Origin of the sequence: Streptomyces sp. NPDC048496, assembly GCF_043200055.1 — a bacterium.
Taxonomy (GTDB): domain Bacteria; phylum Actinomycetota; class Actinomycetes; order Streptomycetales; family Streptomycetaceae; genus Streptomyces.
Genome location: NZ_JBICXB010000030.1, coordinates 24,113 through 48,964 on the forward strand (window position 1 = coordinate 24,113; position 24,852 = coordinate 48,964).

Below are 24,852 nucleotides of genomic sequence, written 5' to 3' on the forward strand. Positions count from 1 at the left end.
GGACGGCCACCCCTTCACGTACCGAACGGAAGAGGAGAGAACCCACCATGGCAGAGCGTCAGTTGGCGTTCATCGGGCTCGGCAGCATGGGCGGCGGCATGGCCCGGCGGCTGCTCGAGACCGGGCACACGCTGACCGTCCACAACCGCACCGCGCAGAAGACCGCGCCGCTCGCCGAGGCGGGCGCCCGGCCGGCCGCCGCCCCCGAGGACGCCGCGGCCGGCCACCGCCTGGTCCTGCTCAGCCTCAGCGACGAGAAGGCCGTCGAGGAGGTCCTGTTCGACCGGGTGGTCCCGGTCCTCGCCCCCGGCTCCGTCGTCGTCGACACCTCCACCGTGTCCCCGGGCTACGCCCGCGAGGCCGCCGCCCGGCTCGCCGACAAGGGCCTGCGCCGGGTCGAGGCCTGCGTCGTCGGCAACCCGCTGCAGGCCCGCAAGGGCCAGCTGCGGGTCTTCGTCTCCGGGGACCCGGAGGACCTGGCCGAGGTCCGCCCGGTCCTGGAGGCCCTCGGCAGCGAGATCGTCCACGTCGGCGCGCCCGGCACCGCGACCAGCCTCAAGCTCATCCTGAACCTGCTGCTCGGCGCCCAGGTCGCGGCCCTCGCCGAGGCCGTCGCCTACGGCACCGCGGCCGGCCTCGACCGGGACCAGCTCATCGGCGTCGTCGCGTCCAGCGGCTTCAGCTCGCTCGTGTTGCGCTTCCGCGCCGACCTGATGCTCGAACGGAGCTACGAGCCGGCCTTCTTCCGCTCCGAGCTCATGGCGAAGGACATCCGGATCGCCCTGGCGGCGGCCGCCGAGCACGGAGCCGCGATGCCCGTCCTCGACGTGGTGCACGAGCGGTTCGCTGAGGTGCTCGCGGCCGGCGACGGAGACAAGGACGCGTCCGTGCTCGTCGAGCACCGACCCGGCGCCCGACCCGGCGCCTGACCGAGGCAAGGAGAAGGAGGGTGACATGGTGCTGAGCACCACCCGGAGCACGCTCCGGAACACAGACGTCCTGGTGGTCGGCGGAGGGATCGCGGGTCTCTCCGCCGCCGTCTTCCTCGCCCAGCAGGGCGTGGACTGCCTGCTGGTCGAGCGGCGGCACGAACTGTCCGGACAGCCCAGGGCCCGCGGAGTGCATCCGCGGGCCATGGAGCTGATGCGCTCCGCCGGCGTCGAGGACGAGCTGCGGAGCACGCCCTCGGCCCGGCTGCTCGCCGGCAACTCCGGCGTCATCGCGGCCCGTTCGCTCGCGGGGCCCGAACTGGGCGTGCTGGACGAGAAGTACGTCATGGACGTGGGCGCCGACATCGGCTCGCTGTCCCCGACCGGCTGGTGCCTGTGCCACCAGGGCGAGCTGGAGGACGTGCTGCGGGGCCGCGCCGAACGGCTCGGCGTCGCCCTGCGCTTCAGCACCGAGCTGGTCTCCTTCACCCAGAACGGCGCCGGGCTCACCGCCCTGGTCCGGGACCGCGGCACCGGCGCCGAGCGCACCATCGAGGCCCGCTACCTCGTCGCAGCCGACGGCGCCCACAGCGGCATCCGGGAGACTCTGGGCATCGCCTTCGACGGCGAGACCCTCGGCCACTACCTCAACATCCACTTCGACGCCGACCTCACCGCACCGCTCGCCGGCCGCCGCTTCCTGATGTGCTACACGGCAGGCGAGGAGGTGCGCGGCGCCCTGGTGCCGCTGGACAACGCCTCCGAGTGGCTGCTGCACGTCGCGTACGACCCGGAGACCACCGACCCGGAGTCCTTCACCGAGGAACGCTGCGCCGAACTGGTGCGGGCGGCCACCGGGGTGCCAGGACTGCGACCGCGGATCCGCTCCGTCTCGCCGTGGGACGGCGCGGCCAGGACCGCGGGCCGATTCCGCGACGGGAGGGTCTTCCTGGTCGGCGACGCCGCCCATGTGATGCCGCCCAGCGGCGGCTTCGGCTCCAGCACCGGCATCCAGGACGCGCACAACCTGGCCTGGAAGCTCGCCGCCGTCCTCGACGGCTGGGCGGGAGAGGCGCTGCTCGACAGCTACGACGAGGAGCGCCGGCCGATCTGCCGGGCCACCGTCGAGCAGGCCGCCCTGCGTTCCAAGGACCGGCCGCGGCTCACCGGCGGAGCCGGCGAACGGCCGCCCGTGCACCCCGGCATCGTCGAGGACGCCCAGGTGTGGCTGTCCTGGCGCTACCGCTCCTCGGCCGTCACCCCGTGGGACGAGGGCGTGCTGCCCGGATACGGCGTGTGGTCGGCCGAGAACGACGGGCGGCCGGGCGGCCGGGCCCCGCACCTGCGGCTGCGCCGGGGCGGCGCCGAACTCTCCGTGCTCGACCTGTTCGGCGACCGGCCCGTCCTGCTCACCGGGCCCGACAACCGTGCCTGGCAGGAGGCCGCCCGGGCCGTCGCGCACGAGCTGGACCTGCCGCTCACGGTGCACGGCATCGGCGCCGAGCTGATCGACGTCGACGACCGCTGGCCGGGGCTGTACGGGGTGACGGCACAGGGCGCGGTCCTGGTGCGGCCGGACGGCGTGGTCGCCTGGCGCTGCGCGGACGTACCGATCTTCGCCCGCGACACCCTGAGGGCGGTGCTCGTACGACTCCTTGCCCGTTAACCGACGGGATACGGGATACGGGACAGCGAAAGGCGCCGGCCGCCGAGGATCTTCCTCGGCGGCCGGCGCCTTTGCGGGTGTGCTGGGGCTCAGTAGCGGTAGTGGTCGGGCTTGTACGGGCCGTCGACCGGGACGCCGATGTACGTGGCCTGCTCCGGGCGCAGGGTCGTCAGCTTCACCCCGAGCGCGTCGAGGTGGAGGCGGGCGACCTTCTCGTCCAGGTGCTTGGGGAGTGTGTAGACGCCGGTGGGGTAGTCGGCGGTCTTCGCGAAGAGCTCGATCTGGGCCAGGGTCTGGTCCGCGAAGGAGTTCGACATCACGAAGGACGGGTGTCCGGTGGCGTTGCCCAGGTTGAGCAGACGGCCCTCGGACAGCACGATGACGATCTTGCCGTCGGGGAAGGTCCAGGTGTGGACCTGCGGCTTGACCTCGTCCTTCACGATCCCGGGGATCTTCGCCAGACCCGCCATGTCGATCTCGTTGTCGAAGTGCCCGATGTTCCCGACGATCGCCTGGTGCTTCATGCGGGCGATGTCGGACGCCATGATGATGTCCTTGTTGCCCGTGGTCGTGATGAAGATGTCGGCGGTCTCGACGACCTCGTCCAGGGTGGTGACCTGGTAGCCGTCCATCGCCGCCTGGAGCGCGCAGATCGGGTCGATCTCGGTGACGATGGCGCGGGCGCCCTGGCCGCGCAGGGACTCGGCGCAGCCCTTGCCGACATCGCCGTAACCGCAGACCACGGCGGTCTTGCCGCCGATCAGGACGTCCGTCGCACGGTTGATGCCGTCGATCAGGGAGTGACGGCAGCCGTACTTGTTGTCGAACTTGGACTTGGTGACGGCGTCGTTCACGTTGATGGCGGGGAAGAGCAGGGCGCCGTCGCGGTGCATCTCGTAGAGGCGGTGGACACCGGTGGTGGTCTCCTCGGTGACGCCCTTGATGCCGGCGGCGAGGGAGGCCCAGTCCAGGGTGGAGTTCTTGAGGAGTTCCAGGATGATGCGGAACTCGTCGTTGTCGGCGGTCGAGGGGTCCGGCACGGCGCCCGCCTTCTGGTACTCGACGCCCTTGTGGACGAGGAGGGTGGCGTCGCCGCCGTCGTCCAGGATCATGTTCGGGCCCTCACCACTGGGCCAGGTGAGCGCCTGCTCGGTGCACCACCAGTACTCCTCCAGGGTCTCGCCCTTCCAGGCGAAGACCGGGATGCCGGCGGCGGCGATGGCCGCGGCGGCGTGGTCCTGGGTGGAGAAGATGTTGCAGGACACCCAGCGGACCTCCGCGCCGAGGGCGACCAGGGTCTCGATGAGGACGGCGGTCTGCACCGTCATGTGCAGGGAGCCGGTGATGCGGGCGCCGGCGAGGGGCCGGCTGGCCGCGTACTCGCGGCGGATCGCCATCAGGCCGGGCATCTCGTGCTCGGCAAGGGTGATCTCCTTGCGGCCGAACGCGGCCAGTGAGAGGTCCGCGACCTTGAAATCGTGGGTGAGGTCGGAAGACGGCATGTCGACTCCAGTCGTCAGGCGGCGGTGAGCAGGGGAGAGGTCCGTCCGGGAACGAGATTGCGGTGGATCTCCACCGCGGCGGACGAACTGTTGAGCGTGATGTAGTGCAGTCCAGGCGCGCCCTCGGCGAGCAGCCGCTCGCCCATCGCGGTCGCGTGGGCGACACCGATCCGGTGCCCTTCCTCGGGGCGCCCGTGGGCCGCCTCCAGGCGCCGGGCCAAGGCCGGCGGAAAAGCAGTGCTGCTCAGCTCGGCGAAGCGGCAGATCTGGTCGAAGCGGGTGGCCGGCATGATCTCCGGGATGATCGGGGTGTCACAATCGGCCGCCGCGACCCGGTCCCGTAGCCGCAGGTAGTCCTCCGGGTCGAAGAACATCTGGGTGATGGCGTAGTCCGCCCCCGCCTTGCACTTGGCGACGAAGTGCTTGATGTCGCTGTCCCAGTCGGGCGAGCGCGGGTGCCGCTCCGGGAAGGCCGCGACGCCGACGGTGAACGATCCGACGCTCTTGAGCAGTTCGACCAGCTCGGCCGCGTAGGAGAGTCCCTCGGGGTGCGGGGTCCACGTGCCCTGCGGGTCGCCCGGAGGGTCGCCGCGCAGAGCGAGGACATCGTGGATCCCGGCGTCGGCGTAGCGGCCGACGATCCGGCGGAGCTCGGTGACCGAGTGGCCGACGGCCGTCAGATGGGCGACGGGCCGAAGGGTGGTGTCTGTCAGGATCCGCTCGGTGATGGACACCGTACGGTCCCGGGAGGAGCCGCCGGCGCCGTACGTCACGGAGACGAAGGTCGGAGCGAGGGCCTCCACGCGCCGGATGGCGTTCCAGAGGGTTCGCTCGCCCTTGTCGGTCTTCGGCGGGAAGAACTCGAAGGAGAAGGAGCGCCGTCCGCTCGCGAGGAGTTCGCCCAGCGAGGTCGTCGAGGTCATCCGTGGCCTCCCGCGTTGAAGTAGGTCGCCTCGGGGTGGTGGACGACGAAGGCGTCCGTGGACTGCTCCGGGTGCAGCTGGAACTCCTCCGACAGCGCCACCCCGATCCGCTCGGGGCGGAGGAGTTCCGCGATCTTGGCGCGGTCTTCCAGGTCGGGGCAGGCGGGGTAGCCGAGGGAGTAGCGGCAGCCCTGGTACTCGGTGCGCAGCATCCCCTCCAGTCCGGCCGGGTCGGCGCCGCCGATGCCCCACTCGCCGCGCACCCGGGCGTGCCAGTACTCGGCCAGGGCCTCGGCCAACTGCACGGAAAGACCGTGGAGTTCGAGGTAGTCGCGGTAGGAGTCGGCGGCGAACAGCTTCGCCGTCTCCTCCCCGATACGGGAGCCGACGGTGACGATCTGGAGGGCGACGACGTCGGTCTTGCCGGACTCCTCCGACCGGAAGTAGTCGGCGAGGCAGAGGCGGCGGCCCCGTTCCTGGCGGGGGAAGGAGAAGCGGGTCCGCTCGCTTCCGTCCTCGTCCAGGACGATCAGGTCGTCACCCTTGGACACACAGGGGAAGTAGCCGTAGACCACGGCGGCTTCGAGGAGCCGGTCGGTCTGCAGCCGGTCCAGCCAGCCGCGCAGCCGCACCCGGCCCTCCGACTCGATCAACTCCTTTTCCTTCAGGCCCCATTGGCCCTTGAACAGCGCGCCCTCGTCCAGCCACGACGCGTACTCGGCCAGCTGGATGCCCTTTACGACCTTTGTCCCGAGGAACGGCGGCTCCGGTACAAGATTGTCGGCGGCCACGTCCGAACGGCCCCCGGGCAGCGGCGCCTCGGCCCGCGGAGTCGCCCTGGTCTTGGCCACCCGGCGTCCGCGCAGCTCGGGCAGTACGGCCCCGGGAACACCGCGTTTGACGGAGACAAGGGCGTCCATGAGCCTGAGGCCCTCGAAGGCGTCGCGTGCGTAGCGGACCTCGCCGTCGTACAGCTCGTGCAGGTCCTGCTCGACATACGCCCTGGTCAGCGCGGCCCCACCCAGGATCACCGGGTACTTCGCGGCCAGCCCTCGGCCGTTCAGCTCCTCCAGGTTCTCCTTCATGATCACCGTGGACTTCACCAACAGGCCCGACATCCCGATCACATCGGCACGGTGTTCCTCGGCGGCCTCCAGGATCGCCGACACCGGTTGCTTGATGCCGATGTTGACCACGTTGTAGCCGTTGTTCGACAGGATGATGTCGACCAGGTTCTTGCCGATGTCGTGCACATCGCCCTTGACGGTGGCCAGGATGATCGTGCCCTTCCCGCCCGCGTCGGACTTCTCCATGTGCGGTTCGAGGTAGGCCACCGCGGTCTTCATGACCTCGGCCGACTGGAGCACGAACGGCAGCTGCATCTGCCCCGAGCCGAACAGCTCACCGACCGTCTTCATCCCGTCCAGCAGCACGTCGTTGACGATCTCCAGGGCCGGCCGCTCGGCGAGCGCCGCGTCCAGATCGGCCTCCAGACCGTTCCTCTCCCCGTCGACGATCCGCCGCTTCAGCCGCTCCTCCAGCGGAAGCGCGAGCAGCTCCTTTGCCCTGGACGCCTTCGCCGAGGCGGAGCTGACGCCGTCGAAGAGGGCGAGCAGCCGCGCCAAGGGGTCGTAGCCGTCCCGCCGCCGGTCGTACACCAGGTCGAGGGCGGCCTCGCGCTGCTCCTCCGGGATCCGTGCCACTGGCAGGATCTTCGACGCGTGAACGATCGCCGAGTCCAGGCCCGCCTTCACGCACTCGTCGAGGAACACGGAGTTCAGGACGGCGCGGGCGGCCGGGTTGAGGCCGAAGGAGATGTTGGAGAGCCCCAGCGTCGTCTGGACGTCCGGGTGACGGCGCTTCAGCTCACGGATCGCCTCGATCGTCTCGACGCCGTCCCTGCGCGACTCCTCCTGGCCGGTGCCCAGCGTGAACGTCAGGCAGTCGACCAGGATCGCGGACTCCGCGATCCCGTACTCGGTGGTGACCTGCGCGATAAGGCGTGAGGCGATCTCGACCTTCTTCTCCGCCGTCCGCGCCTGGCCCTCCTCGTCGATCGTCAGCGCGATCAGCGCGGCGCCGTGCTCACGGGCCAGTGCGGCGATCCGCCCGAAGCGGCTGTCGGGCCCGTCGCCGTCCTCGTAGTTCACCGAGTTGAGCACCGCCCGGCCGCCCAGCATCTCCAGGCCCGCCCGCAGCACCTCCGGTTCGGTGGAGTCGAGCACGATCGGCAGCGTGGAGGCGGTCGCGAGGCGGCCCGCGATCTCCCGCATGTCCGCGACGCCGTCCCGGCCGACATAGTCCACGCACAGGTCGAGCAGGTGGGAGCCGTCGCGGATCTGGTCCCGGGCGATCTCCACGCACGCCTGCCAGTCGCCGGCGAGCATGGCCTCGCGGAACTTCTTCGAGCCGTTGGCGTTGGTCCGCTCACCGATCGCGAGGTACGAGGTGTCCTGCCGGAACGGCACCGTCTGGTAGAGCGACCCGGCCGCCGCCTCCGGCCGCGGCGCGCGCGGGGTCAGGGCCCGGCCCCGTACCCGGTCCACCACCGCGCGCAGATGCTCCGGGGTCGTACCGCAGCAGCCGCCCACGAGCGACAGCCCATACTCGCGGGTGAAGGTGTCGTGGGCGTCGGCCAGTTCCTCCGGAGACAGCGGGTAGTGGGCGCCGTCCTTGCCGAGCACCGGGAGTCCGGCGTTCGGCATGCACGACAGGCCCACCCCGGCGTGCCGGGCGAGATGACGCAGATGCTCGCTCATCTCCGCCGGCCCGGTGGCGCAGTTCAGACCGATGAAGTCCACGCCCAGCGGCTCCAACGCCGTCAGCGCCGCCCCGATCTCGGAGCCGAGCAGCATCGTGCCCGTCGCCTCCACCGTCACCTGGGCGAAGACCGGCAGGTCGAGGCCCGCCTCGGCCAGCGCCTGCTTGCAGCCGAGGACCGCGGCCTTGGCCTGGAGCAGGTCCTGGCTGGTCTCCACGAGCAGCGCGTCCGCGCCGCCCGCGATCAGGCTGGCCGCGTTCTGCCGGTAGCCCTCGCGGATCACGTCGAACGTGGTGTGGCCGAGGGTCGGCAGCTTGGTGCCGGGGCCGATCGAGCCGAGCACCCAGCGGGTCCGCCCGTCCCGTGCCGCGCACGCGTCCGCGGCCTCGCGGGCGATGCGGGCGCCGGCCTCGGACAGTTCGGCGATCCGTTCCGTGATTCCGTACTCGCCGAGCGCCGCGTGGTTGGCGCCGAAGGTGTTGGTCTCCACGCAGTCGACGCCGACCGCGAAGTAGGCCTCGTGGACCGACCGCACGATGTCCGGGCGGGTCACGTTCAGGATCTCGTTGCAGCCCTCCAGGTGCTGGAAGTCCGCCGGGCTCGGGTCCTGCGCCTGGAGCATGGTGCCCATCGCTCCGTCGGCCACCACGACCCGGGTGGCCAGGGCCTCGCGCAGCGCCTCCGGTTCGCGTCCCATCAGCCGGCCACCTCCGTGATGCCCGTGAGCCCCGGGGCGATCTCCTCGGCCGCCTCGGTGCCGTACGCGGCGGCAAGACGGTGGAGCAGGGTCTGCGCGGACAGCGGGTACTCCTGGGTGCCGACCGACTCCAGGACCGTGGTGGCCAGGGCGCAGCCGAGGCGTGCCGAGCGCTCCAGCGGCCAGTCCCGGGAGATCCCGGCGAGGAAGCCGGCCCGGAAGGCGTCGCCGACGCCGGTCGGGTCGGCGACCGCAGCCGCTGGGACGGCGGGCACGGTGAGCACGGGCTGCCCGGCGCGTCCGATCGCGACGCCGTCGGCGGCGAGCGTGGTGACCCAGGTGCCGACCCGGGCCAGCACCTCCGCCTCGCTCCAGCCGGTCTTCTCCAGGAGCAGTGCGGTCTCGTACTCGTTGGTGAACAGGAACCGCGCCCCGTCGACGAGTTCGCGCACCTGCTCGCCGTCGAGCCGGGCCAGCTGCTGGGACGGGTCGGCGGCGAAGGGCACGTCGAGCTCGCGGCACGCACGGGCGTGCCGCAGCATGGCCTCGGGGTCGTCCGGCGAGACGAGCACCAGGCCGAGCCGCCCGTTCCGGGCGAGGACGGCCCGCAGGTCGATCTCGCGGGCCTCTGCCATCGCCCCGGCGTAGAAGGTGGCTATCTGGTTCTGGTCCAGGTCCGTGGTGCAGACGAAGCGGGCGGTGTGCAGGGTGTCGCTGATCCGTACGTGGTCGACGACCACGCCGTGCTGCTTCAGCCACACCTGGTAGTCGGCGAAGTCGAGGCCGGCCGCGCCGACCAGGACGGGAGCGAGCCCGAGCCGGGCCAGGCCGAAGGCGATGTTGGCCGCGACCCCGCCCCGCCGTACCTCCATGGCGTCGGCGAGAAAGGACAGCGAGACGTTCTCCAGGCGGTCGGCGAGCAACTGGTCGGCGAACCGGCCGGGGAAGGTCAGCAGATGGTCGGTGGCGATCGAGCCGGTGACAGCGATACGCACCGGGCTACCTCCTCGGGTCCTCGGGAAGTCGGGGGAAGTCGGGGGAGTCGGGTGGTCAGACGGCACGCGCCGCGGCGGCCAGCTTCTGGGCGCGGTCGGTGCGCTCCCAGGTGAACTCCGGGAGTTCGCGGCCGAAGTGCCCGTACGCGGCGGTCTGCGCGTAGATCGGCCGCTTCAGGTCCAGGCCGCGGATGATCGCGGCCGGGCGGAGGTCGAAGACCTCCAGGACCGCCCGCTGGATCCGGTCGAGCGGCACGCTCTCGGTGCCGAAGGTCTCGACGAAGAGCCCGACGGGCTCGGCCTTGCCGATGGCGTACGCGACCTGCACCTCGCAGCGCTTGGCGAGGCCCGCCGCGACGACGTTCTTCGCGACCCAGCGCATGGCATAGGCGGCGCTGCGGTCGACCTTCGACGGGTCCTTGCCGGAGAAGGCGCCGCCGCCGTGCCGTGCCATGCCGCCGTACGTGTCGACGATGATCTTGCGGCCGGTGAGGCCGGCGTCGCCCATCGGGCCGCCGATCTCGAAACGCCCGGTGGGGTTCACCAGGAGCCGGTAGCCCTCCGTCTCGATCGAGAGCTCCTGGAGCACCGGCTCCACCACCAGCTCGCGGACGTCAGGGGCGAGCAGCGAGTCCAGGCCGATGCCCGGGGCGTGCTGGGAGGAGACCACCACGGTGTCCAGGCGGACCGCCTTGTCGCCGTCGTACTCGATGGTGACCTGCGTCTTCCCGTCCGGGCGCAGGTACGGCAGCGAGCCGTCGTGCCGGACCTCGGCGAGGCGGCGGGAGAGCCGGTGCGCGAGGGAGATCGGCAGCGGCATCAGCTCGGGCGTGTCGTCGCAGGCGTAGCCGAACATCAGGCCCTGGTCGCCGGCGCCCTGGGCGTCCAGCTCGTCGGCGGCGCCCTCGACCCGGGTCTCGAAGGCGGTGTCGACGCCCTGCGCGATGTCGGGCGACTGCGCGCCGATGGACACCGAGACGCCGCAGGAGGCGCCGTCGAAGCCCTTCGCGGAGGAGTCGTAACCGATGTCCAGAACGGTCTCGCGGACCAGGGTCGCGATGTCGGCGTACGCGGCGGTGGTGACCTCGCCGGCGACGTGCACCTGACCGGTGGTGATCAGGGTCTCCACGGCGACGCGCGAGCCGGGGTCCTGGGCGAGCAGCGCGTCGAGGATCGTGTCGCTGATCCGGTCGGCGATCTTGTCGGGGTGGCCCTCGGTGACCGACTCCGAGGTGAACAGACGACGTGTCACGGGAGATGCTCCTTGGGTGTCGGGGAGGGGGCGGGAGGTACGGCGAAGGGGCGCCGTTCAGTGAGCGGGAGCCTCAGTGGGCGGGGGCCTCGGCGGCGGGCCTGAGCCGGTGCACGACCTGCGTGAGGCGCATCTCGCCGCCGGTGCGGAACGGCTGGAGGCGCCGCCGGTTGTCGACGTGCGCGGCGCTCGTCTCGAAGGCGCGGAAGGCGGGCTCGTCGGTCCAGTCGGTGATGACCCAGTAGACCCCGGCGTCCTCGACGTCCCGGATCAAGGTCTGGCCGAGGTTGGCGGGCTCGACGGCGATCCGCCGGCCGATCTCCAGCCAGGTGCGCTCGAACTCCCGCTCCGTGCCCGGGCGGATCTCTATCCTGAGCAGCACCCGGAAGGGCGGGCGCGGCCCGGCGCCGTGGTCCATGGCGAACTCCTGGCTCGGTTCGGTGACTCGTGCCCCACAGGCAGGGCACTCGGTCGGGGCACCGTTCCAACACCGCATCGAGGAAGGCTCAAGGCCCGAGCCAGCCCGCGCCCCGGTCCGCGCCCTCGTCCGTCACCAGCCGAGCACCTGGCCGCCCCGGCGGAACGTCCCGCTCGGGCCGCCGTCCGGGAGCAGCGCGGCGTCCGCGACGTCCACCGCGGCCTCCTCGGCGCTGCGCCGCCCGCCCGGCATCATCCGGGTCCGGGTCGGGCCCGGGTTGACAGCGTTGACCAGGACGCCGGTGCCCTCCGTCGTGGTCGCGAGCAGCTGCGTCAGGCCGTTGAGGCCCGCCTTGGACACCGCGTAACCGGGGCTTCCGGTGAACAGGCCGTTGCTGAACGAGCCGGTGCCGCTGGACACGAACACCACCCGGCCCCACCCGCGTTCGACCATGGCGGGCACGAAGGCCTGCGCCACCCGCCACGAGCCGAGCAGATTCACTTCGAGGGTCCGCTCCACCACCTCCACCGGCACCGACAGCGGATCGCCGGCGCCGTCCTCCAGGAGCACCCCGGCGTTGCCGACCAGGACGTCCACCGGGCCGACAGTGTCCCGGGCCCGCGCGATGCTCTCCGGGTCCGTCACGTCGAGGGCGCAGCCCTGCGCGCCCGGGCCGAGCTCACGGGCGGTGTCGGCCGCGGCACGGGCGTCGCGGGCGGTCACCACCACCCGCAGCCCCCGGCCGAGCAGTTCGGCGGCCACCGCCCGGCCGAGCCCCCGATTGGCCCCGGTGACGAGTGCCACGCGCCGATCCGTCATCACGTCTCTCCCCACGTCCTGTTCCTCGACCGGCGGAATCCCGCCCCCGGATGCCCCCGGATGCTGCCGTCCGGGCCTCGACTTCCGCTGGTGCCAAGGCAGTTGACGGAAGGGGGCGATCGACGCGGGGCGGCGGGCTCCAGCGGGCTTCGAGGCGGGTGCTGAACCATCCACGCGTCCCGTCATCAGGAGAAAGGACTTCGTCGGTGACGACTCACACTTCCACTGCGGATGCGTCCAGTCCCGAGGGTCTCATCCGGCTCGGTACCACCTTCTGCGACGCAAAGATCCTGCTCAGCGCGCTGGAGCTGGACCTCTTCTCGACGCTCGCCGCGAAGCCCCGCACGCTCCCGGAGCTCTCCGAAGCGATCGGTCTGCACTCGCGCGGCGCCCGCGACTTCGTCACGGCGCTCGTCACGCTCGGCGTGCTCGAGGCGGACGGCGAGCACTACCGCAACAGCCCCGCCGCCGACCGCTTCCTCGACCGCGGCAAGAACTCCTACGCCGGCGGCTTCCTGGAGCGCGCCAACAACATGCTCTACCCGGCCTGGACCCACCTCACCGATGCCCTGCGCACCGGCGAGCCCCAGGTGAAGGGCAAGGACGGCGACATCGTCGCCCAGATGGCCGACAGCCGCGAGCACCTCGACCAGTTCCTCACCATGATGGACTCCCTCAACAGCCAGGTCGCGCCCAAGCTGGCCGCCGCCTTCGACTGGGCGGACCGCACCGACTTCGTGGACGTCGGCGGAGCCCGCGGCAATCTCTCCGCGCTGCTCCTCGAAGCACACCCGCACCTGACCGCCCGGGTCTTCGACCTGCCGCATGTCGCGCCCGCCTTCGACGACCACATGAAGCGCCTCGGCACCCAGGACCGGATCTCCTTCACCGGCGGCGACTTCTTCGCCGACCCGATGCCCTCCGGCCAGGTCCTCGTCATGGGCCATGTGCTGCACAACTGGTCCGCCGAGCAGCGCCTCGGCCTGATCCGCAAGGCCTACGAGGCGGTCGAGCCGGGCGGCGCGCTCCTCGTGTACGACCGGATGGTCGACGAGCGGCCCGCCGACCTGGTCAACCTGCTGATCAGCCTCGACATGCTGCTCGTCACCCACGGCGGCTCCGAGTACTCCGTCGAGGAGTGCCGCGGCTGGATGGCCGAGGTCGGCTTCGCCCGTACCGAGGCGAAGGTGCTCAGCAACACCGACTCGCTGGTCATCGGCCACAAGGAAGGGTGACCCCGCCATGCGACTGGGAATCAACCTCGTTCCCGAGGACTGCGCCCGCACCGCGCAGGAGGCCGAGCGGCTCGGCTTCGACGTCGCCGCGGCTCCCGAAGGCTTCCGCTCCGACGCGATCTCGGTGCTCGGCTGGGTGGCCGCGCGGACCAGCCGGATCGGTCTGCTGTCCACGGTCATCCAGATCCCGGCGCGGACCCCGGTCGCCATGGCGCTCGCGGCGGCGACCCTCGACGGCCTCTCCGGCGGCCGGTTCCGGCTCGGCCTCGGCATCTCCAACAGCCATGTCACCGAGGGCTGGCACGGCACCCCGTTCGCCCGGCCGCTCGCCAGGACCAGGGAATACGTGGAGGTCGTGCGCCGGACCCTGGCACAGGAGCCGGTGACGTACGAGGGACGCCACTTCGCCCTGCCACTGCCGGGCAGCGACGCCGGCCCGTTCCGGCACCCGGGCCCGGTCCGCGCCGACCTGCCGGTCTACCTGGCCGCGGTCGGCACCCGCAGCCTGGAGCTGACCGGGGAGATCGCCGACGGCTGGGTGGGCGTCTTCTGCACGCCCGACCACGCCAAGCGCGCGCTCGACCCGATCGGCACCGGCCGCCGCCGGGCGGGCAAGGACCTGGACGGCTTCGACGCCTTCCTGTCCGCCCCGGCAGCGGTCGGCGAGGACGTCCCGGCGGCCGCCGCGCCGATCCGGCCGTACGTCGCCCGGTTCATGAGCCTCGGCGACCGGGAGAGCAACTTCTACTTCCGGCTCGCCACGCAACTGGGGTACGGGAAGGCCGCCGAGGAGGTGCAGGACCGGTTCACGGCCGGTGACGCGGCCGGTGCGGCGGCGGCCGTGCCGCTGGAGTTCATCGACTCCACCTCGCTCCTCGGCACGCCCGGCCGGATCGCCCGCCGGCTCACGGAGTACGCGGCGGCCGGGGTCACCACGCTGGGGATCTCGCCGTACGCGGACACGACGGAGGCGCGGATCGCCGTCATGGAGACGGTGGCCCGGGCGCACCGCGAGGCCGGTCTGCCCGGACGGGAGAGGTGAGGCGTCCGATGCGTGTGCTGTTCGTCAGCTGGGCCTGGCCGACCCACTTCTACCCCATGGTGCCGCTCGCCTGGGCACTGCGAGCGGCCGGCCACGAGGTACGGGTGGCGGCCCCGCCCGGCCTCGCGGCGCACGTCACCGCCGCCGGACTGCCGTACGCGCAGGTCGGCCGCGACCTCGACGCGGCGGCCCGGATCCGCGACTACATCCCGGGCCGGACGGCCGGCCCGGCGGGCCGCGGGCCCCGCGCGGTGACGCTCTTCGCCGAGCTCGCCGAGGCCATGGCGGACGACCTGGTGGCGTTCGCCCGGGCCTGGCGCCCCGACCTGGTGGTGCACGAACCCACCGCGTACGCCGGGCCGCTCGCGGCCGCCGCGTCGGGCGCCCGTGCCGTACGGATGCCCTGGGGCGCCGACCTGATGCACAGGCAGGCCACCCTGGAGGCCGAGGAACGCGCGCTGGCACCGCTGTTCGCGCGCTTCGGCCTCGACAGCCAGGAATCCCCGGACGCCCTCGGGGCGCTCACCGTGGACCTCTGCCCGCCCGCGATGCAGGTGCCCGAGGAGTCCAGGCCGGGTCCGCTCGACCGGCTGCCGATGCGCTACGTGCCGTACAACGGCGCGGGCCGGGTGCCCGTGCCGCTGCCGCCCGCGGAGCGCCGGCGGCCCCGGGTCTGCGTCACCTGGGGCACCACGGTCGGCCGCCTCGACCCCTCGATGGTCCTCGCCGGCGAGGTCGTCGCCGCCCTAGACGCCCTTGACGCCGGGATCGTGGTGGCGGTCGCGGGGGAGCAGCGCCCGCTGCTCGGCGAGCTGCCCGCCCGGGCCAAGGTCCTGGAGTCGGTGCCGCTGCACTGCGTCCTGCCGCACTGCGACCTGGTCGTCGCCCACGGCGGCGCCGGCACCATCCTGACCGGCCTCGCCCACGGCCTGCCGCAACTGGTCGTGCCCCAGCTGATCGACCACACCTTCAACGCGCAGCGGTTCACCGCCACCGGCGCCGGACTCTCGCTCACCCGGGACGAGGCCCACCCGCAGGGCCTGCGGGCCGCCGTCCTCGCACTCCTCGACCAGCCCTCGTACCGCAAGGCGGCCGAGGAGATCCGGGACGACAACACCCGCCGGCCGACCCCGGCGCGGGTCGCCGAGCAGCTCGCCGTGTTCGCCGAAGGAGGCCGGCCGTGCTGATCGGCGTCGGACTGCCCGCCACCGTCCCCGACACCGCGGGGGAGCGGATCACCGACTGGGCCCGGCGGGCCGAGCGGCACGGCTTCTCCACCCTCGGTGTGCTCGACCGGCTGGTGTACGACAACTACGACCCGCTGGTGGCCCTCACCGCGGCCGCCGCCGTCACCCACCGGATCGGCCTCGCCACCACGGTGCTCACCGCCCCGTACCGCAACAACACCCCGCTGCTCGCCAAGCAGATCGCCTCCCTCGACCGGATCGGCGGCGGCCGGCTGACCCTGGGACTCGCCGCGGGCAACCGCGACGACGACTTCACGGCCTCGGGCGTCGACCCCGCCGTGCGCGGCAAGCTCCTCGACACGATGCTGGCCGAGCTGAGGGAGACCTGGCGCGGCGAGCGCCCGGGCGCCGCCGTCGGCCCGGCCCCGCAGGGGGAGCTGCCGCTGATCCTCGGCGGCACCTCCGCCGCCGCCTTCCGCAGGGCCGCGCAGTACGGCCGGGGCTGGATCGCCGGTGGCAGCTCGCCCAGCGGCTACCGGGCCAACGCCGACCGGGTCGAGGCCGCCTGGCGGCGGCACGGCCGCACCGGCCGCCCGCACCTGATGACCCTGCTCTACTTCTCGCTCGGCCCGCGCGCCGATCGGCTGGCCCAGCGCTATCTGACGGACTACTACGCCTTCTCGGGCCGCGCCGAGTCGATCGTCACCATGGCGCTCACCGAACCGTCCCGGCTGCGGGCGGCGGTGACGGCCTATCAGGACGCCGGCTGCGACGAGATCGTCTTCATGCCCTGCGACGCCGGCCCCTGCCAGCTCGACCGCCTCGCGGACGCCGTGCTGTAGCGCGTGTCCCCCGATCCAGAAGACACGGCCTGGACGCCGTTCCGCACGCGGAGCGGCGTCCAGCGCGTCCGGGCCGCGCCGCCGCCCGAACATCCCCCGAATGAACACCCGTTGAGCATCCGTTGAGCAGTTCCCAAGGAGGACGCATGACCGCCGAGAGTCCCGAGCGAACGTTCCCGCTGTCCGTGCCCGACCCGCTGGAACCCGCCCCCGCCTACGCCGAGCTACGCGGCACGGAGCCTGTCGCGCCGGTGACGCTGCCGACCGGGCACCGGGCCTGGCTGGTGACCCGTTACGAACACGTACGGCAGGTCCTCGCCGACCCGCGGTTCAGCAAGGCGGCGCTGACCGAGCCCGACGCGCCCCGGCTGCTGCCCGTCGCCAAGGGCTCCAAGTCGCTGTTCACCATGGACCCTCCCGAGCACACCCGGCTGCGCAAGCTGGTCGCCCGCGCCTTCACCGCGCGGCACATCGAGCGGATGCGCCCGCACGTCAAGGAGATCACCGGCCGGCTGCTCGACACGATGGCCGCCGGCGGCGCACCCGCCGACCTGATCGCCCACCTGGCGCAGCCGCTGCCGATCACCGTCATCTGCGAGCTGCTCGGGGTGCCGCTCGCCGACCAGGACCGGTTCCGGGTCTGGTCGGACGTGATGCTCTCCATATCGGCGCACTCGCCGGACGTGGTGATGGAGGCCAGGCGCGGACTCGACGGCTATCTCGGCGAGCTGATCGTGGCCAAGGCGAAGGAGCCCGCCGACGATCTGCTCACCCATCTCATCGAGGCCCGTGAGGAGGACGGCGACCGGCTCTCCGAGGAGGAACTGCTCGCCTTCGGCCACACCCTGCTCGTCGCCGGCTACCACGCCACCACCGGCGAGCTGGTCGGCGCGCTGATCACGCTGCTGCGCGACCCGGAGCTGTGGGCGCGCCTGGTCGCCGACCGCACGCTGGTGCCGGGCGCGGTGGAGGAGCTGCTTCGCTTCTCGGTGGCGGGCGGCGGCGCCGGCGCCATGCGCATCGCCACCGAGGACGTCGAGCTCGGCGGGGCGGTGATCCGCAAGGGCGACGCGGTGCTGCCGGCGATCACCTCGGCCAACCGGGACGAGGAGGTCTTCGAGCGGCCGGAGCGGGTCGACCTGGCGCGGCAGAACAATCCGCATCTGACCTTCGGCCACGGTCTGCACCACTGCCTGGGCGCCCAGCTCGGCCGGATGGAGCTGCAACTGGCCCTGGAGGGCCTGCTCGACCGCTTCCCCGGACTGCGCCTCGCGGTGCCGACCGAGGAGCTGCGGTGGGTGTCCGGGATGGCCTTCCGCCGGCCGGCGGAGCTCCCGGTCGCCTGGTGACGTGACCCCACGCGGGACCGCCCGTACGACAAGAAGCTCCCCGTCCCGACCGGGGCGGGGAGCATTCTCGTGGACCAGGATTCAGACCGCCAGGTCGAGCCCGTACGCCGCGATCCACTCGTCGAGGTGCAGCGCCATGTCGATCTCGATCCGGGTCAGACCGGCGGCGGCCGTCGCGTCCCGGCGCACGTTCTCCACGACCGTCGGGTTGAGCAGCGGCAGCACCGCCGAGTCCCCTCCGGCCACCAGCTTGGCGAACCGCTCCTGGACGTAGCGGTCATAGGCGGCGTCGTTGGAGATCGGATAGCCCGTCTTGGGCCGGTTGAGCACCGCCTCCGGCAGCAGGTCCTTCGCCGCCGCCCGCAGCAGGCTCTTCCACTGCCCGTCGAAGGTCTTGAACTCGAACGGCGCGTTGAACACGTAGTCCTGCAGCCGGTGGTCGCAGAACGGCACCCGCACCTCCAGGCCCACGGCCATGCTGAGCCGGTCCTTGCGGTCGAGCAGGGTGCGCATGAAGCGGGTCAGGAAGAAGTACGTCGACTCCCGGAACTGCTGGGCCCGGCCGCTCTCCCCGGGCAGCCGCGGCACCGCGGCGGCGGCCTGCCGGTACTGCTCCGCCTGGTAGCCGCGGACGTCGACCCGGGTGGTGACCGGGCCGAACAGGGCCGGCATGCCGAGGTTGTGGGCGAGGCTCCACGGCAGGGTACCGGGCTGCCCGTACTCGGGGTGGTGGAACCACGGGTAGCCGCCGAACAGCTCGTCCGCCGACTCGCCGGTCAGCGCCACCGTGGAGTGGCCGCGGATCGCCCGGAACAGCAGGTACAGCGAGATGTCCATGGAGCCGGGCCCGGCGATGAGCACCGGCCAGTCGAGCGCGTGGACCACCGCCCGGCGGGTCGGGGCGTCGATCATCTCCGCGTTGCCGAGCAGGATGTGCCGGTGGTCGGCGCCGACGTGCTCGACGACCTGCCGGACGTACGGCGAGTCCGCGGTGGGATGGGTCAGGTCCGGCTCGAAGTTGTCGAGGTAGCCGACGAAGTCGACGTCGAACGAGCGGACCTTGCCGCTGCCGTCACGCTGCTTGGCGAGCGACGCCAGGGCGGTGAGCGTCGAGGAGTCGAGCCCGCCGGACAGCATGGTGCACAGCGGCACGTCGGAGACGATCTGCCGGGTGACGATGTCCTCCAGCAGCTCCCGCACCGTACGGATGGTGGTGGGCAGGTCGTCGGCGTGCTCGTGCGCCTCCAACTGCCAGTAGCGGCGCAGCCGGTGCCCGTCGCGGAAGACCCGCAGCACATGCCCCGGGGCGAGCTCGGGCATACCGGCGATCACCCCGGCGCCCGGCGCCTTCACCCCGCCGAACAGCTCGCGCAGCCCATCGGCGTCGATGGTGCGGCTCGCCTGCGGATGGGCGAGGATCGCCTTCGGCTCGGAGCCGAACAGCACCCCGCCGCCCGGAAGCAGCTGGTAGTACAGCGGCTTGATGCCGACGCGGTCGCGCACCAGGAGCAGCTCCTCGCTGCGCGCGTCCCAGATCGCGAAGGCGAACATGCCGTTGAGCCGGTCGACGAAGGACTCGCCCCACTCCAGGTAGGACCGCAGCACCACCTCGGTGTCGCTGCGCGTGGTGAAGCGGTGCCCCTTGAGGACGAGTTCCTCCCGCAGCTCGCGGAAGTTGTACACCTCGCCCGCGTAGGTCAGGGCCGCCTGCACCCGGCCGCCCTCCTCGGCGACCATGGGCTGCCGTCCGCCCTCCAGGTCGATGATGGCGAGCCTGCGGTGGCCCAGTGCGGCGTGCGGAGCGATCCACACGTCGCCGGCGTCGGGGCCGCGCAGGGTCATGGTCGCCGTCATCTCCCGGACGACGGCGGCCTCCTGACGCAGATCTGTTGCGAAATCCACCCAGCCGGCGATGCCACACATGCCAGCACTCTCCTTTACTCTGTCCCGGCGCGGCCGGTCAGCCGTCGACACCGAACCGGGTGCCGACCGCCGTGGACTGGACTTCCATCAGGACCTTGCCGCCGGCGTCGAGGGCCTGCCCCGTGCCGGCCGAGGTGAAGGTGCCGTCAGCGCCGAACCGCGCCGTGTGCCGGATCCGCAGTTCGCTCAGCAGACCGCCGTCGGCGTCCGACCGCAGGCCCCGGGTCACGTACACGAAGCTGTCGTCGTCGGTCCACTCCCAGGTGCCGATGCCGGTGTGGGTGTGCCGGTGGGTCTGCAGGATCAGCTGTCCGTCGGCGCCGAACGAGTAGTGCGCGTGCTCGACGTCGGGCACGCCCTCGATGGTGACGACCACCGACCAGCTGCCGACCGGCGAGGGCCGCCGGTCCCTGCGGTGCCGGCCGCGCTCCTGGTCGTACGGTCCCTGGTCGCGCGCCGCGGCCGGGGCGGCGGCGCCGACGGCCAGCGCCGAGCCGAGGAAGCCGGCCCTCCTGAGCAGGGAACGGCGGGTGCTGCGCTGAGGATTCATGGGCGTACCTCTCTCGGTTCTCGTTGTACGGCCGCCTCCGGGGCGGCGGCGACCGGCCGGCCGGTCGCCAGGTCGGTCAGGGTGATCGCCTCGGCCGGGCAGGCCTCCACGACGTCGATCAGCTCCAGGTCGGGGTCCACCGGGCCGGCCGCCGGCCGGGTACGGTGGTCCTCGCCCACGGAGAAGTACCGGGGCGCCGCAGCGGCGCAGATCCCGCTGCGGCGGCAGGTCTTGTCGACGGTGATCCGCCACTGCTCGCTCATCGCCGCCCCCGGGTCACCAGGTCACCGGCAGATTGACGAGCGCGCGCGCGGTCAGCCCGGTCTTCCAGGTCAGCCAGTCGGCCGGCACCGCGAGCTTCAGAGTGTCCGGCACCCGCTCGATGAGCGTGCGCAGCGCGATCTGCATCTCCAGGCGGGCGAGCTGAGCTCCCAGGCAGTGGTGGATGCCGTAGCCGAAGGAGAGATGCACGTTCGGGGTGCGCTCGACGTCGAAGCGGTCCGGGTCGGCGAAGACCTCGGCGTCGTGGTTGGCGGAGCCCAGCGAGGCGATCACCGCCTCGCCCTTCTTGATCTCGGCCTCGCCGATCGTCAGATCCTCGGTGGCGACCCGCAGCTGGGTGCCGGTGAAGACGAACGGATTGAACCGCAGCAGCTCCTCGACCGCGCCCGGGATCAGCTCCGGCTTCTTGCGCAGCAGCTCCAGCTGGTCCGGGTGGTGAAGGAGCGTGAAGAGCGCCGTGCTCAGCGAGTTGGCGGTGGACTGGTGCCCGACCGTCATGATGATCATCGCGAAGTCGAGCAGCTCCTCCTCGGACAGCTGCTGTCCCTCGTCCCGGGCGTGCACGAGCACGCTGAGCAGGTCGTCGGCCGGCTCCTCGCGGCGCTGCTCGATCAGCCCGCGGAGGTAGCCGATGATCTCGTCGCGGGCCTCCTTGACCTCCTCGACGCTGTGGCCGCCGAGGCTGAAGATGACCTCGCTCCAGGCGTGCAGCCGGTCCACGTGCTCGTACGGCACACCCAGCAGCTCGAAGATCACCTTGATGGGCAGGCTGAGCGCATAGCAGGACATCAGGTCGACCGGCCGCGGGGCGACCAGGACCAGACGGATCTGCTCCTCGGCCAGCTGCTCGACACGCGGGCGCAGCGCCTCGACGCGGCGGGCGGTGAACGCCTGCATCACCAGGCGGCGCAGCCGCGAGTGGTCCGGGGCGTCCATGCCGAGGATGGTCTTGGGACCGGGGGTGGTGTTCCCCATCCGGGGCGCGTCCGGCGCCTCGGCGGCGGCCCGGCTCAGCCGCGGGTCGACCAGGGCGGCGCGCACGTCCGCGTAACGCGTCAGGAGCCAGGCCCGGTCGCCGGTGGGAAGAGTCACCCGGGCCACCGGAGCCTGCTCGCGCAGCCGGCGGAACTCCTCCGGCGGCTCGAACGTGTCCGGCGCCGGGAAGGGGAAGGCCGGCGGTGCCTCGTCGATCGACATCGGTATCCCTTCGGGGTGGTGCGCGGATAAGCACGCGCGGGCAGCCCCTCCATGGCGACTTCGCGAGGTCGCGAGGTCGCGGAGGTGCCGCCCGTGACGCGTGGGGCTACTTCTTGCGGCCGATCACGAGGATGTCGTTGGTGTCGAGCAGCTCGGCGGAGGTCTCCGCGAAGCCGGCCTCCGTCATCCAGGCACGGCAGTCGTCGACCCGGTACTCGGAGCCGCCGTGCGTGACGACCAGCATGGTGAGGCTGGTCAGCAGGTTGTTCAGCGGGCTGAGCTCGTCGTCGAGCATGGGGTCGTAGACCAGCAGGGTGCCGCCCGGCTTGAGGGCGTCGAACGCCGACTTGATGAGCTGCTTGCGGCGCTCGGGCGACCAGTCCTCCAGCACGTGCCCGATGATGACGACGTCCGCCTCCGGAACCGGGTCGGCGAAGAAGTCGCCGCCGTGGAAGGTGATCTTGTCCTTGAGGCCGAGGCCGCCGATGTGGTCCTCGTACGCCGGCTCGACGGCCGGCAGGTCGAAGACGGTGGCCTTCAGGTGCGGGTGGGCGTCGATCAGGGTGGCGGCCAGGTTGCCCCGGGCACCGCCGACGTCCGTGACGGTCTTGACCTTGCTCCAGTCGTAGGCCTTGGCGAGCTCCGGGCCGACGGCCCAGTTGAGCGCGTCCATCATGGCGACGAAGTCCCGCATCTGCTCCTCGGAGCGGTACAGGTGCTTGAACATGTTGTCGTCACCGTGGCCCTCGATCTGGGACTCGCCGGTCTTCAGCGACTCGGTGAAACCGCCCCAGGCGCCGTACAGCACGCTGTTCGAGCGGCTGAGGAAGCGCCCCACGTACGTTCGTCGGCCCTTGACCAGGTGGGTGTCGGCGGCCTTGGTGTTGCCGTAACGCCCGTCCTCCCGCGCCAGCAGGCCCAGCTTCACCAGCGCGTTGAGGAACTCCCGGGCACCGCGCTCGTGGAGACCGAGCTTGATGCGGATCTCCTCCTCGGTGGCCGGCCCGCTGTCGCTCAGCACGGTGAACAGGTCGAGCTCGTTCGCGGTGAGCAGGATCTTCGCGCTGCCGAACGCCATGCCGAGCTGGATGATGCCGTTCAGGTCCAGTGATCCCTGCTCTTCACGGGTCTTGGTCATGCGCCGGTTCCTTTCAGGTGGTTCCGGTGGTGTCGAGGCCGCGCCCACTCTGGTGAGCACGCCCGGTGAACTATCCGGACCGGACCTCAATCCGAACTGGAATCCCGATGGACCGGCGCTCGCGGCGGTGCGTTCGAGAGAGCGGCCCGGCCGCTCCAGCGACACTCCAGCCGCGATCTCCAAGCTGGGGTGCGGTGCCCGCGTTGCGCGCCGCGGGCCTGACGTGTCGACACCGGCGCACCGCCGGAAAGGACGGGAGTTGCCATGGAACTCGGCCTGAAGGACAAGGTCGTACTGATCACCGGCGGCAGCGGCGGCCTCGGTCGCCCGCTCGCCCGCGCCTTCGCCGACGAGGGCGCCAAGGTCGCGCTCACCTATCTCAGCCGGGTGGAGAACGCCAAGGCCGTGGCCGCCGAGATAGCGGCGGCCGGCGGGCAGGCGCTGCCCGTACGGCTCGACCTGACCGACGCGGACTCCGTGCGCGGCGCGGTCGCGGAGGTACGGGACGCGTGGGGCGGCATCGACGCCCTGGTGGTCAACGCCTCGGCCTCCGGCGGCCCCAACCCGCACGCGCCCGCCTTCGACGAGATCCCTGCCGAGCGGTGGCTGCCGCCACTGCGGGCGGAGGTCGAGGGCGCCTTCCACACCGTGCAGGCGACACTGCCGGCGATGAAGCCGCGCGGCGGCGGCCGGATCGTGTTCATGTCGGCGGCGATCGTGAAGCGCGGACTGAAGGGCGCGGAGGGATACGCGGCGAGCAAGTCCGCCCTGCACGGGCTGAGCCGCACCCTGGGCACCGAGCTCTTCGAACACGGCATCCTCTCCAATTGCGTGGCGCCGGGCCCGGTGGTGACAGAGGGGCTCCTGGAGAAGCTGCCCGAGGAGGTACGCGCCCGGGTCGCCGGCCTCGACGCCGAGGGGGCCCGCGCCGCGCTCAACAAGGCGATGCCCTTCCTGCACTTCTCCACCGTCCAGGATGTCGTCAACGCCACGCTCTTCTTCGCCTCCCCGGCCAACGGCAACATCACCGGCAACGTGCTCTACGTCGACGGCGGGCACTGATGACGGCGACCGAACGGACTGAACGGGATGCCGCGTTCAGCCCGCTGACCGCGCTTCAGGAGCTCCGGCCTTTCCAGTGGTCCGCCGGTCTGGTGGCCCGCGGCATGGCCGAGCTGCGGATCGCCGACGCGCTCGGCGACGGCCGGCGCACCACCGACGAGATCGCGGAGGCGATCCGCGCGCACCGGCCGAGCCTGGAGCGCTTCCTCCGGGTGTGCGAGCTCCACCGCCTGGTCGCACCGGCCGCCGAGGCCGGGGAGTCGGGCGCCGGGTCCGGGGCCGTACGCCGCTGGGAGCTCACCCCCGCGGGACACCTGCTGCGGTCCGGCGTGCCGTCCCTGCGCGGCTTCAGCATCGCCGTCAACGCGCCCGGCATGACCCGCCCCTGGGAGCTCGTCGCCGACGTGGTCCGCACCGGCTGCCCGGCCACCCGGACCGTGTGGGGCATGGACCACTGGGAGTACTACGCCGCCCACCCCGACGAGGCCCGCAGCTACGCCGAGACCTGCGCCTCGCTCTCCGTCGAGGCGGCCGAGGCGCTGGTCGCGAGCCTGTCCCTGGCGGGGGAGCGGGAGATCGTGGACGTCGGCGGTAGCCCCGGCACCGTGCTCGCCCGGGTGCTCCGGGAGGTTCCCGGAGCGCGCGGCGTGCTGCTCGACCTGCCGTGGGCGGTCGGCCACGCGCGGGAGACCTTCGAGAAGGCCGGCCTGGCCGGCCGGGTGGAGCTGGTGGCCGGGGACTTCCGGCACGAGGTCCCGGCCGGCGGCAGCCTCTATCTGCTCAAGAACGTGCTGTGCGATCTTGACGACGAGGCGGCCGCGCAACTGCTCACGAACTGCGCCAAGGCCGCGGAGCCGGGCAGCCGGCTCGTGCTGCTCGACTGGGAGTACACCGAGCACTCCTCCCATGTCCACGCCAACGACGTGGAGTTCATGGTGCTCACCGGCGGCCGGGCGCGCACCGAGGAGGAGTACCGGCGGCTGCTCGCCGCCGCGGGCTTCGACGACTGCCGCCGGCTTCCCCTGGCCGGCCACGAGCGGGCCCCCATCGCACTGATCGAATCCGTCCGGGCCTGACAAGGCC

Annotated in this window: 21 protein-coding genes; 9 read left to right on the forward strand and 12 right to left on the reverse strand. The window is 72.0% G+C overall.

Annotation, left to right across the window (positions count from 1 at the left end):
- The first annotated feature begins 47 nt into the window (after positions 1-47).
- Both ACGFSA_RS24025 and ACGFSA_RS24030 read left to right on the forward strand, forming a co-directional pair.
- Positions 48-929, forward strand: coding sequence for an NAD(P)-dependent oxidoreductase (locus ACGFSA_RS24025; protein ID WP_393307405.1), 882 nt, complete (start codon positions 48-50; stop codon positions 927-929).
- 25 nt (positions 930-954) lie between these two features.
- Positions 955-2,595 carry an FAD-dependent oxidoreductase gene (locus ACGFSA_RS24030; protein WP_393307407.1) on the forward strand — a complete coding sequence of 547 codons (1,641 nt, stop codon included), beginning with the start codon at positions 955-957 and terminating at the stop codon, positions 2,593-2,595.
- Between the two features lie 89 nt (positions 2,596-2,684).
- Here the strand turns inward: ACGFSA_RS24030 and ahcY are convergent, their stop codons facing one another.
- The 7 genes from ahcY to ACGFSA_RS24065 form a co-directional block, all read right to left on the reverse strand.
- The gene (ahcY, locus tag ACGFSA_RS24035; protein WP_393307409.1) at positions 2,685-4,097 is read right to left on the reverse strand and encodes an adenosylhomocysteinase; all 1,413 of its coding nucleotides are present in this window, start codon (positions 4,095-4,097) and stop codon (positions 2,685-2,687) included.
- A 14-nt stretch (positions 4,098-4,111) separates the two neighbouring features.
- On the reverse strand, positions 4,112-5,020 hold the full coding sequence (gene metF / locus ACGFSA_RS24040) for a methylenetetrahydrofolate reductase [NAD(P)H] (RefSeq protein ID WP_393307411.1): 909 nt from the start codon (positions 5,018-5,020) through the stop codon (positions 4,112-4,114).
- Complete coding sequence (gene metH, locus ACGFSA_RS24045) at positions 5,017-8,478, reverse strand: methionine synthase (protein WP_393307413.1); 3,462 nt, start codon at positions 8,476-8,478, stop codon at positions 5,017-5,019. Before metH ends, metF begins: the two co-directional genes overlap by 4 nt.
- On the reverse strand, positions 8,478-9,473 hold the full coding sequence (locus ACGFSA_RS24050; RefSeq protein WP_393307415.1) for a carbohydrate kinase family protein: 996 nt from the start codon (positions 9,471-9,473) through the stop codon (positions 8,478-8,480). Before ACGFSA_RS24050 ends, metH begins: the two co-directional genes overlap by 1 nt.
- A gap of 55 nt (positions 9,474-9,528) precedes the next feature.
- Positions 9,529-10,725, reverse strand: coding sequence for a methionine adenosyltransferase (gene metK / locus ACGFSA_RS24055; protein ID WP_393307417.1), 1,197 nt, complete (start codon positions 10,723-10,725; stop codon positions 9,529-9,531).
- Positions 10,726-10,798: 73 nt separating this feature from the next.
- Positions 10,799-11,143, reverse strand: coding sequence for an antibiotic biosynthesis monooxygenase family protein (locus ACGFSA_RS24060; protein WP_393307419.1), 345 nt, complete (start codon positions 11,141-11,143; stop codon positions 10,799-10,801).
- A 132-nt stretch (positions 11,144-11,275) separates the two neighbouring features.
- A complete protein-coding gene (locus ACGFSA_RS24065) occupies positions 11,276-11,962 on the reverse strand; it encodes an SDR family NAD(P)-dependent oxidoreductase (RefSeq protein WP_393307421.1) in 687 nt (228 codons plus the stop codon).
- Between the two features lie 206 nt (positions 11,963-12,168).
- Here ACGFSA_RS24065 and ACGFSA_RS24070 point away from each other — a divergent pair, with 206 nt between their 5' ends.
- From ACGFSA_RS24070 to ACGFSA_RS24090, 5 genes are all read left to right on the forward strand, one after another.
- Entirely contained in the window at positions 12,169-13,197 is a 1,029-nt protein-coding gene (locus ACGFSA_RS24070; RefSeq protein ID WP_393307423.1) for a methyltransferase, read from the forward strand.
- Between the two features lie 7 nt (positions 13,198-13,204).
- Complete coding sequence (locus ACGFSA_RS24075) at positions 13,205-14,239, forward strand: LLM class flavin-dependent oxidoreductase (RefSeq protein ID WP_393307425.1); 1,035 nt, start codon at positions 13,205-13,207, stop codon at positions 14,237-14,239.
- 8 nt (positions 14,240-14,247) lie between these two features.
- Entirely contained in the window at positions 14,248-15,426 is a 1,179-nt protein-coding gene (locus tag ACGFSA_RS24080; protein WP_393307428.1) for a nucleotide disphospho-sugar-binding domain-containing protein, read from the forward strand.
- Positions 15,420-16,268, forward strand: a complete 849-nt coding sequence (locus ACGFSA_RS24085; protein ID WP_393307430.1) for an LLM class flavin-dependent oxidoreductase — start codon at positions 15,420-15,422, stop codon at positions 16,266-16,268. Before ACGFSA_RS24080 ends, ACGFSA_RS24085 begins: the two co-directional genes overlap by 7 nt.
- 146 nt (positions 16,269-16,414) lie before the next feature.
- Positions 16,415-17,617, forward strand: a complete 1,203-nt coding sequence (locus ACGFSA_RS24090) for a cytochrome P450 (RefSeq protein WP_393307432.1) — start codon at positions 16,415-16,417, stop codon at positions 17,615-17,617.
- A gap of 81 nt (positions 17,618-17,698) precedes the next feature.
- Here the strand turns inward: ACGFSA_RS24090 and asnB are convergent, their stop codons facing one another.
- The 5 genes from asnB to ACGFSA_RS24115 all read right to left on the reverse strand — a co-directional run bounded on the left by asnB (position 17,699) and on the right by ACGFSA_RS24115 (position 22,707).
- Positions 17,699-19,540: an asparagine synthase (glutamine-hydrolyzing) gene (gene asnB / locus ACGFSA_RS24095; protein WP_393307434.1), complete on the reverse strand. Its 1,842-nt coding sequence runs from the start codon at positions 19,538-19,540 to the stop codon at positions 17,699-17,701.
- Positions 19,541-19,577: 37 nt separating this feature from the next.
- Positions 19,578-20,090 (reverse strand): hypothetical protein, encoded by a 513-nt coding sequence (locus ACGFSA_RS24100; protein ID WP_393307436.1) that lies wholly within the window; start codon positions 20,088-20,090, stop codon positions 19,578-19,580.
- Positions 20,087-20,353 (reverse strand): ferredoxin, encoded by a 267-nt coding sequence (locus ACGFSA_RS24105; protein WP_393307438.1) that lies wholly within the window; start codon positions 20,351-20,353, stop codon positions 20,087-20,089. The genes ACGFSA_RS24100 and ACGFSA_RS24105 overlap by 4 nt, the downstream gene beginning before the upstream one ends.
- 13 nt (positions 20,354-20,366) lie before the next feature.
- Positions 20,367-21,569, reverse strand: a complete 1,203-nt coding sequence (locus ACGFSA_RS24110) for a cytochrome P450 (RefSeq protein ID WP_393307440.1) — start codon at positions 21,567-21,569, stop codon at positions 20,367-20,369.
- A gap of 106 nt (positions 21,570-21,675) precedes the next feature.
- A complete protein-coding gene (locus ACGFSA_RS24115; protein WP_393307442.1) occupies positions 21,676-22,707 on the reverse strand; it encodes a methyltransferase in 1,032 nt (343 codons plus the stop codon).
- A 264-nt stretch (positions 22,708-22,971) separates the two neighbouring features.
- Between ACGFSA_RS24115 and ACGFSA_RS24120 the strand changes: the two genes are divergently transcribed.
- The gene (locus tag ACGFSA_RS24120; RefSeq protein WP_393307444.1) at positions 22,972-23,769 is read left to right on the forward strand and encodes an SDR family NAD(P)-dependent oxidoreductase; all 798 of its coding nucleotides are present in this window, start codon (positions 22,972-22,974) and stop codon (positions 23,767-23,769) included.
- Complete coding sequence (locus ACGFSA_RS24125) at positions 23,769-24,845, forward strand: methyltransferase (RefSeq protein WP_393307446.1); 1,077 nt, start codon at positions 23,769-23,771, stop codon at positions 24,843-24,845. Before ACGFSA_RS24120 ends, ACGFSA_RS24125 begins: the two co-directional genes overlap by 1 nt.
- Positions 24,846-24,852: the final 7 nt, after the last annotated feature.

Excerpts from the sequence above, each read along its gene's own strand:
- ACGFSA_RS24025 (WP_393307405.1), top strand. The coding sequence starts at position 48 with ATGGCAGAGCGTCAGTTGGCGTTCATCGGGCTCGGCAGCATGGGCGGC.
- ACGFSA_RS24105 (WP_393307438.1), bottom strand. The coding sequence starts at position 20,353 with ATGAGCGAGCAGTGGCGGATCACCGTCGACAAGACCTGCCGCCGCAGC.
- ACGFSA_RS24065 (WP_393307421.1), bottom strand. The coding sequence starts at position 11,962 with ATGACGGATCGGCGCGTGGCACTCGTCACCGGGGCCAATCGGGGGCTC.
- ACGFSA_RS24125 (WP_393307446.1), top strand. The coding sequence starts at position 23,769 with ATGACGGCGACCGAACGGACTGAACGGGATGCCGCGTTCAGCCCGCTG.
- metH (WP_393307413.1), bottom strand. The coding sequence starts at position 8,478 with ATGGGACGCGAACCGGAGGCGCTGCGCGAGGCCCTGGCCACCCGGGTC.
- metF (WP_393307411.1), bottom strand. The coding sequence starts at position 5,020 with ATGACCTCGACGACCTCGCTGGGCGAACTCCTCGCGAGCGGACGGCGC.
- ACGFSA_RS24100 (WP_393307436.1), bottom strand. The coding sequence starts at position 20,090 with ATGAATCCTCAGCGCAGCACCCGCCGTTCCCTGCTCAGGAGGGCCGGC.
- ACGFSA_RS24120 (WP_393307444.1), top strand. The coding sequence starts at position 22,972 with ATGGAACTCGGCCTGAAGGACAAGGTCGTACTGATCACCGGCGGCAGC.
- ACGFSA_RS24075 (WP_393307425.1), top strand. The coding sequence starts at position 13,205 with ATGCGACTGGGAATCAACCTCGTTCCCGAGGACTGCGCCCGCACCGCG.
- ACGFSA_RS24080 (WP_393307428.1), top strand. The coding sequence starts at position 14,248 with ATGCGTGTGCTGTTCGTCAGCTGGGCCTGGCCGACCCACTTCTACCCC.
- ACGFSA_RS24115 (WP_393307442.1), bottom strand. The coding sequence starts at position 22,707 with ATGACCAAGACCCGTGAAGAGCAGGGATCACTGGACCTGAACGGCATC.
- ACGFSA_RS24060 (WP_393307419.1), bottom strand. The coding sequence starts at position 11,143 with ATGGACCACGGCGCCGGGCCGCGCCCGCCCTTCCGGGTGCTGCTCAGG.
- ACGFSA_RS24030 (WP_393307407.1), top strand. The coding sequence starts at position 955 with ATGGTGCTGAGCACCACCCGGAGCACGCTCCGGAACACAGACGTCCTG.
- ACGFSA_RS24110 (WP_393307440.1), bottom strand. The coding sequence starts at position 21,569 with ATGTCGATCGACGAGGCACCGCCGGCCTTCCCCTTCCCGGCGCCGGAC.
- ACGFSA_RS24090 (WP_393307432.1), top strand. The coding sequence starts at position 16,415 with ATGACCGCCGAGAGTCCCGAGCGAACGTTCCCGCTGTCCGTGCCCGAC.
- ahcY (WP_393307409.1), bottom strand. The coding sequence starts at position 4,097 with ATGCCGTCTTCCGACCTCACCCACGATTTCAAGGTCGCGGACCTCTCA.
- asnB (WP_393307434.1), bottom strand. The coding sequence starts at position 19,540 with ATGTGTGGCATCGCCGGCTGGGTGGATTTCGCAACAGATCTGCGTCAG.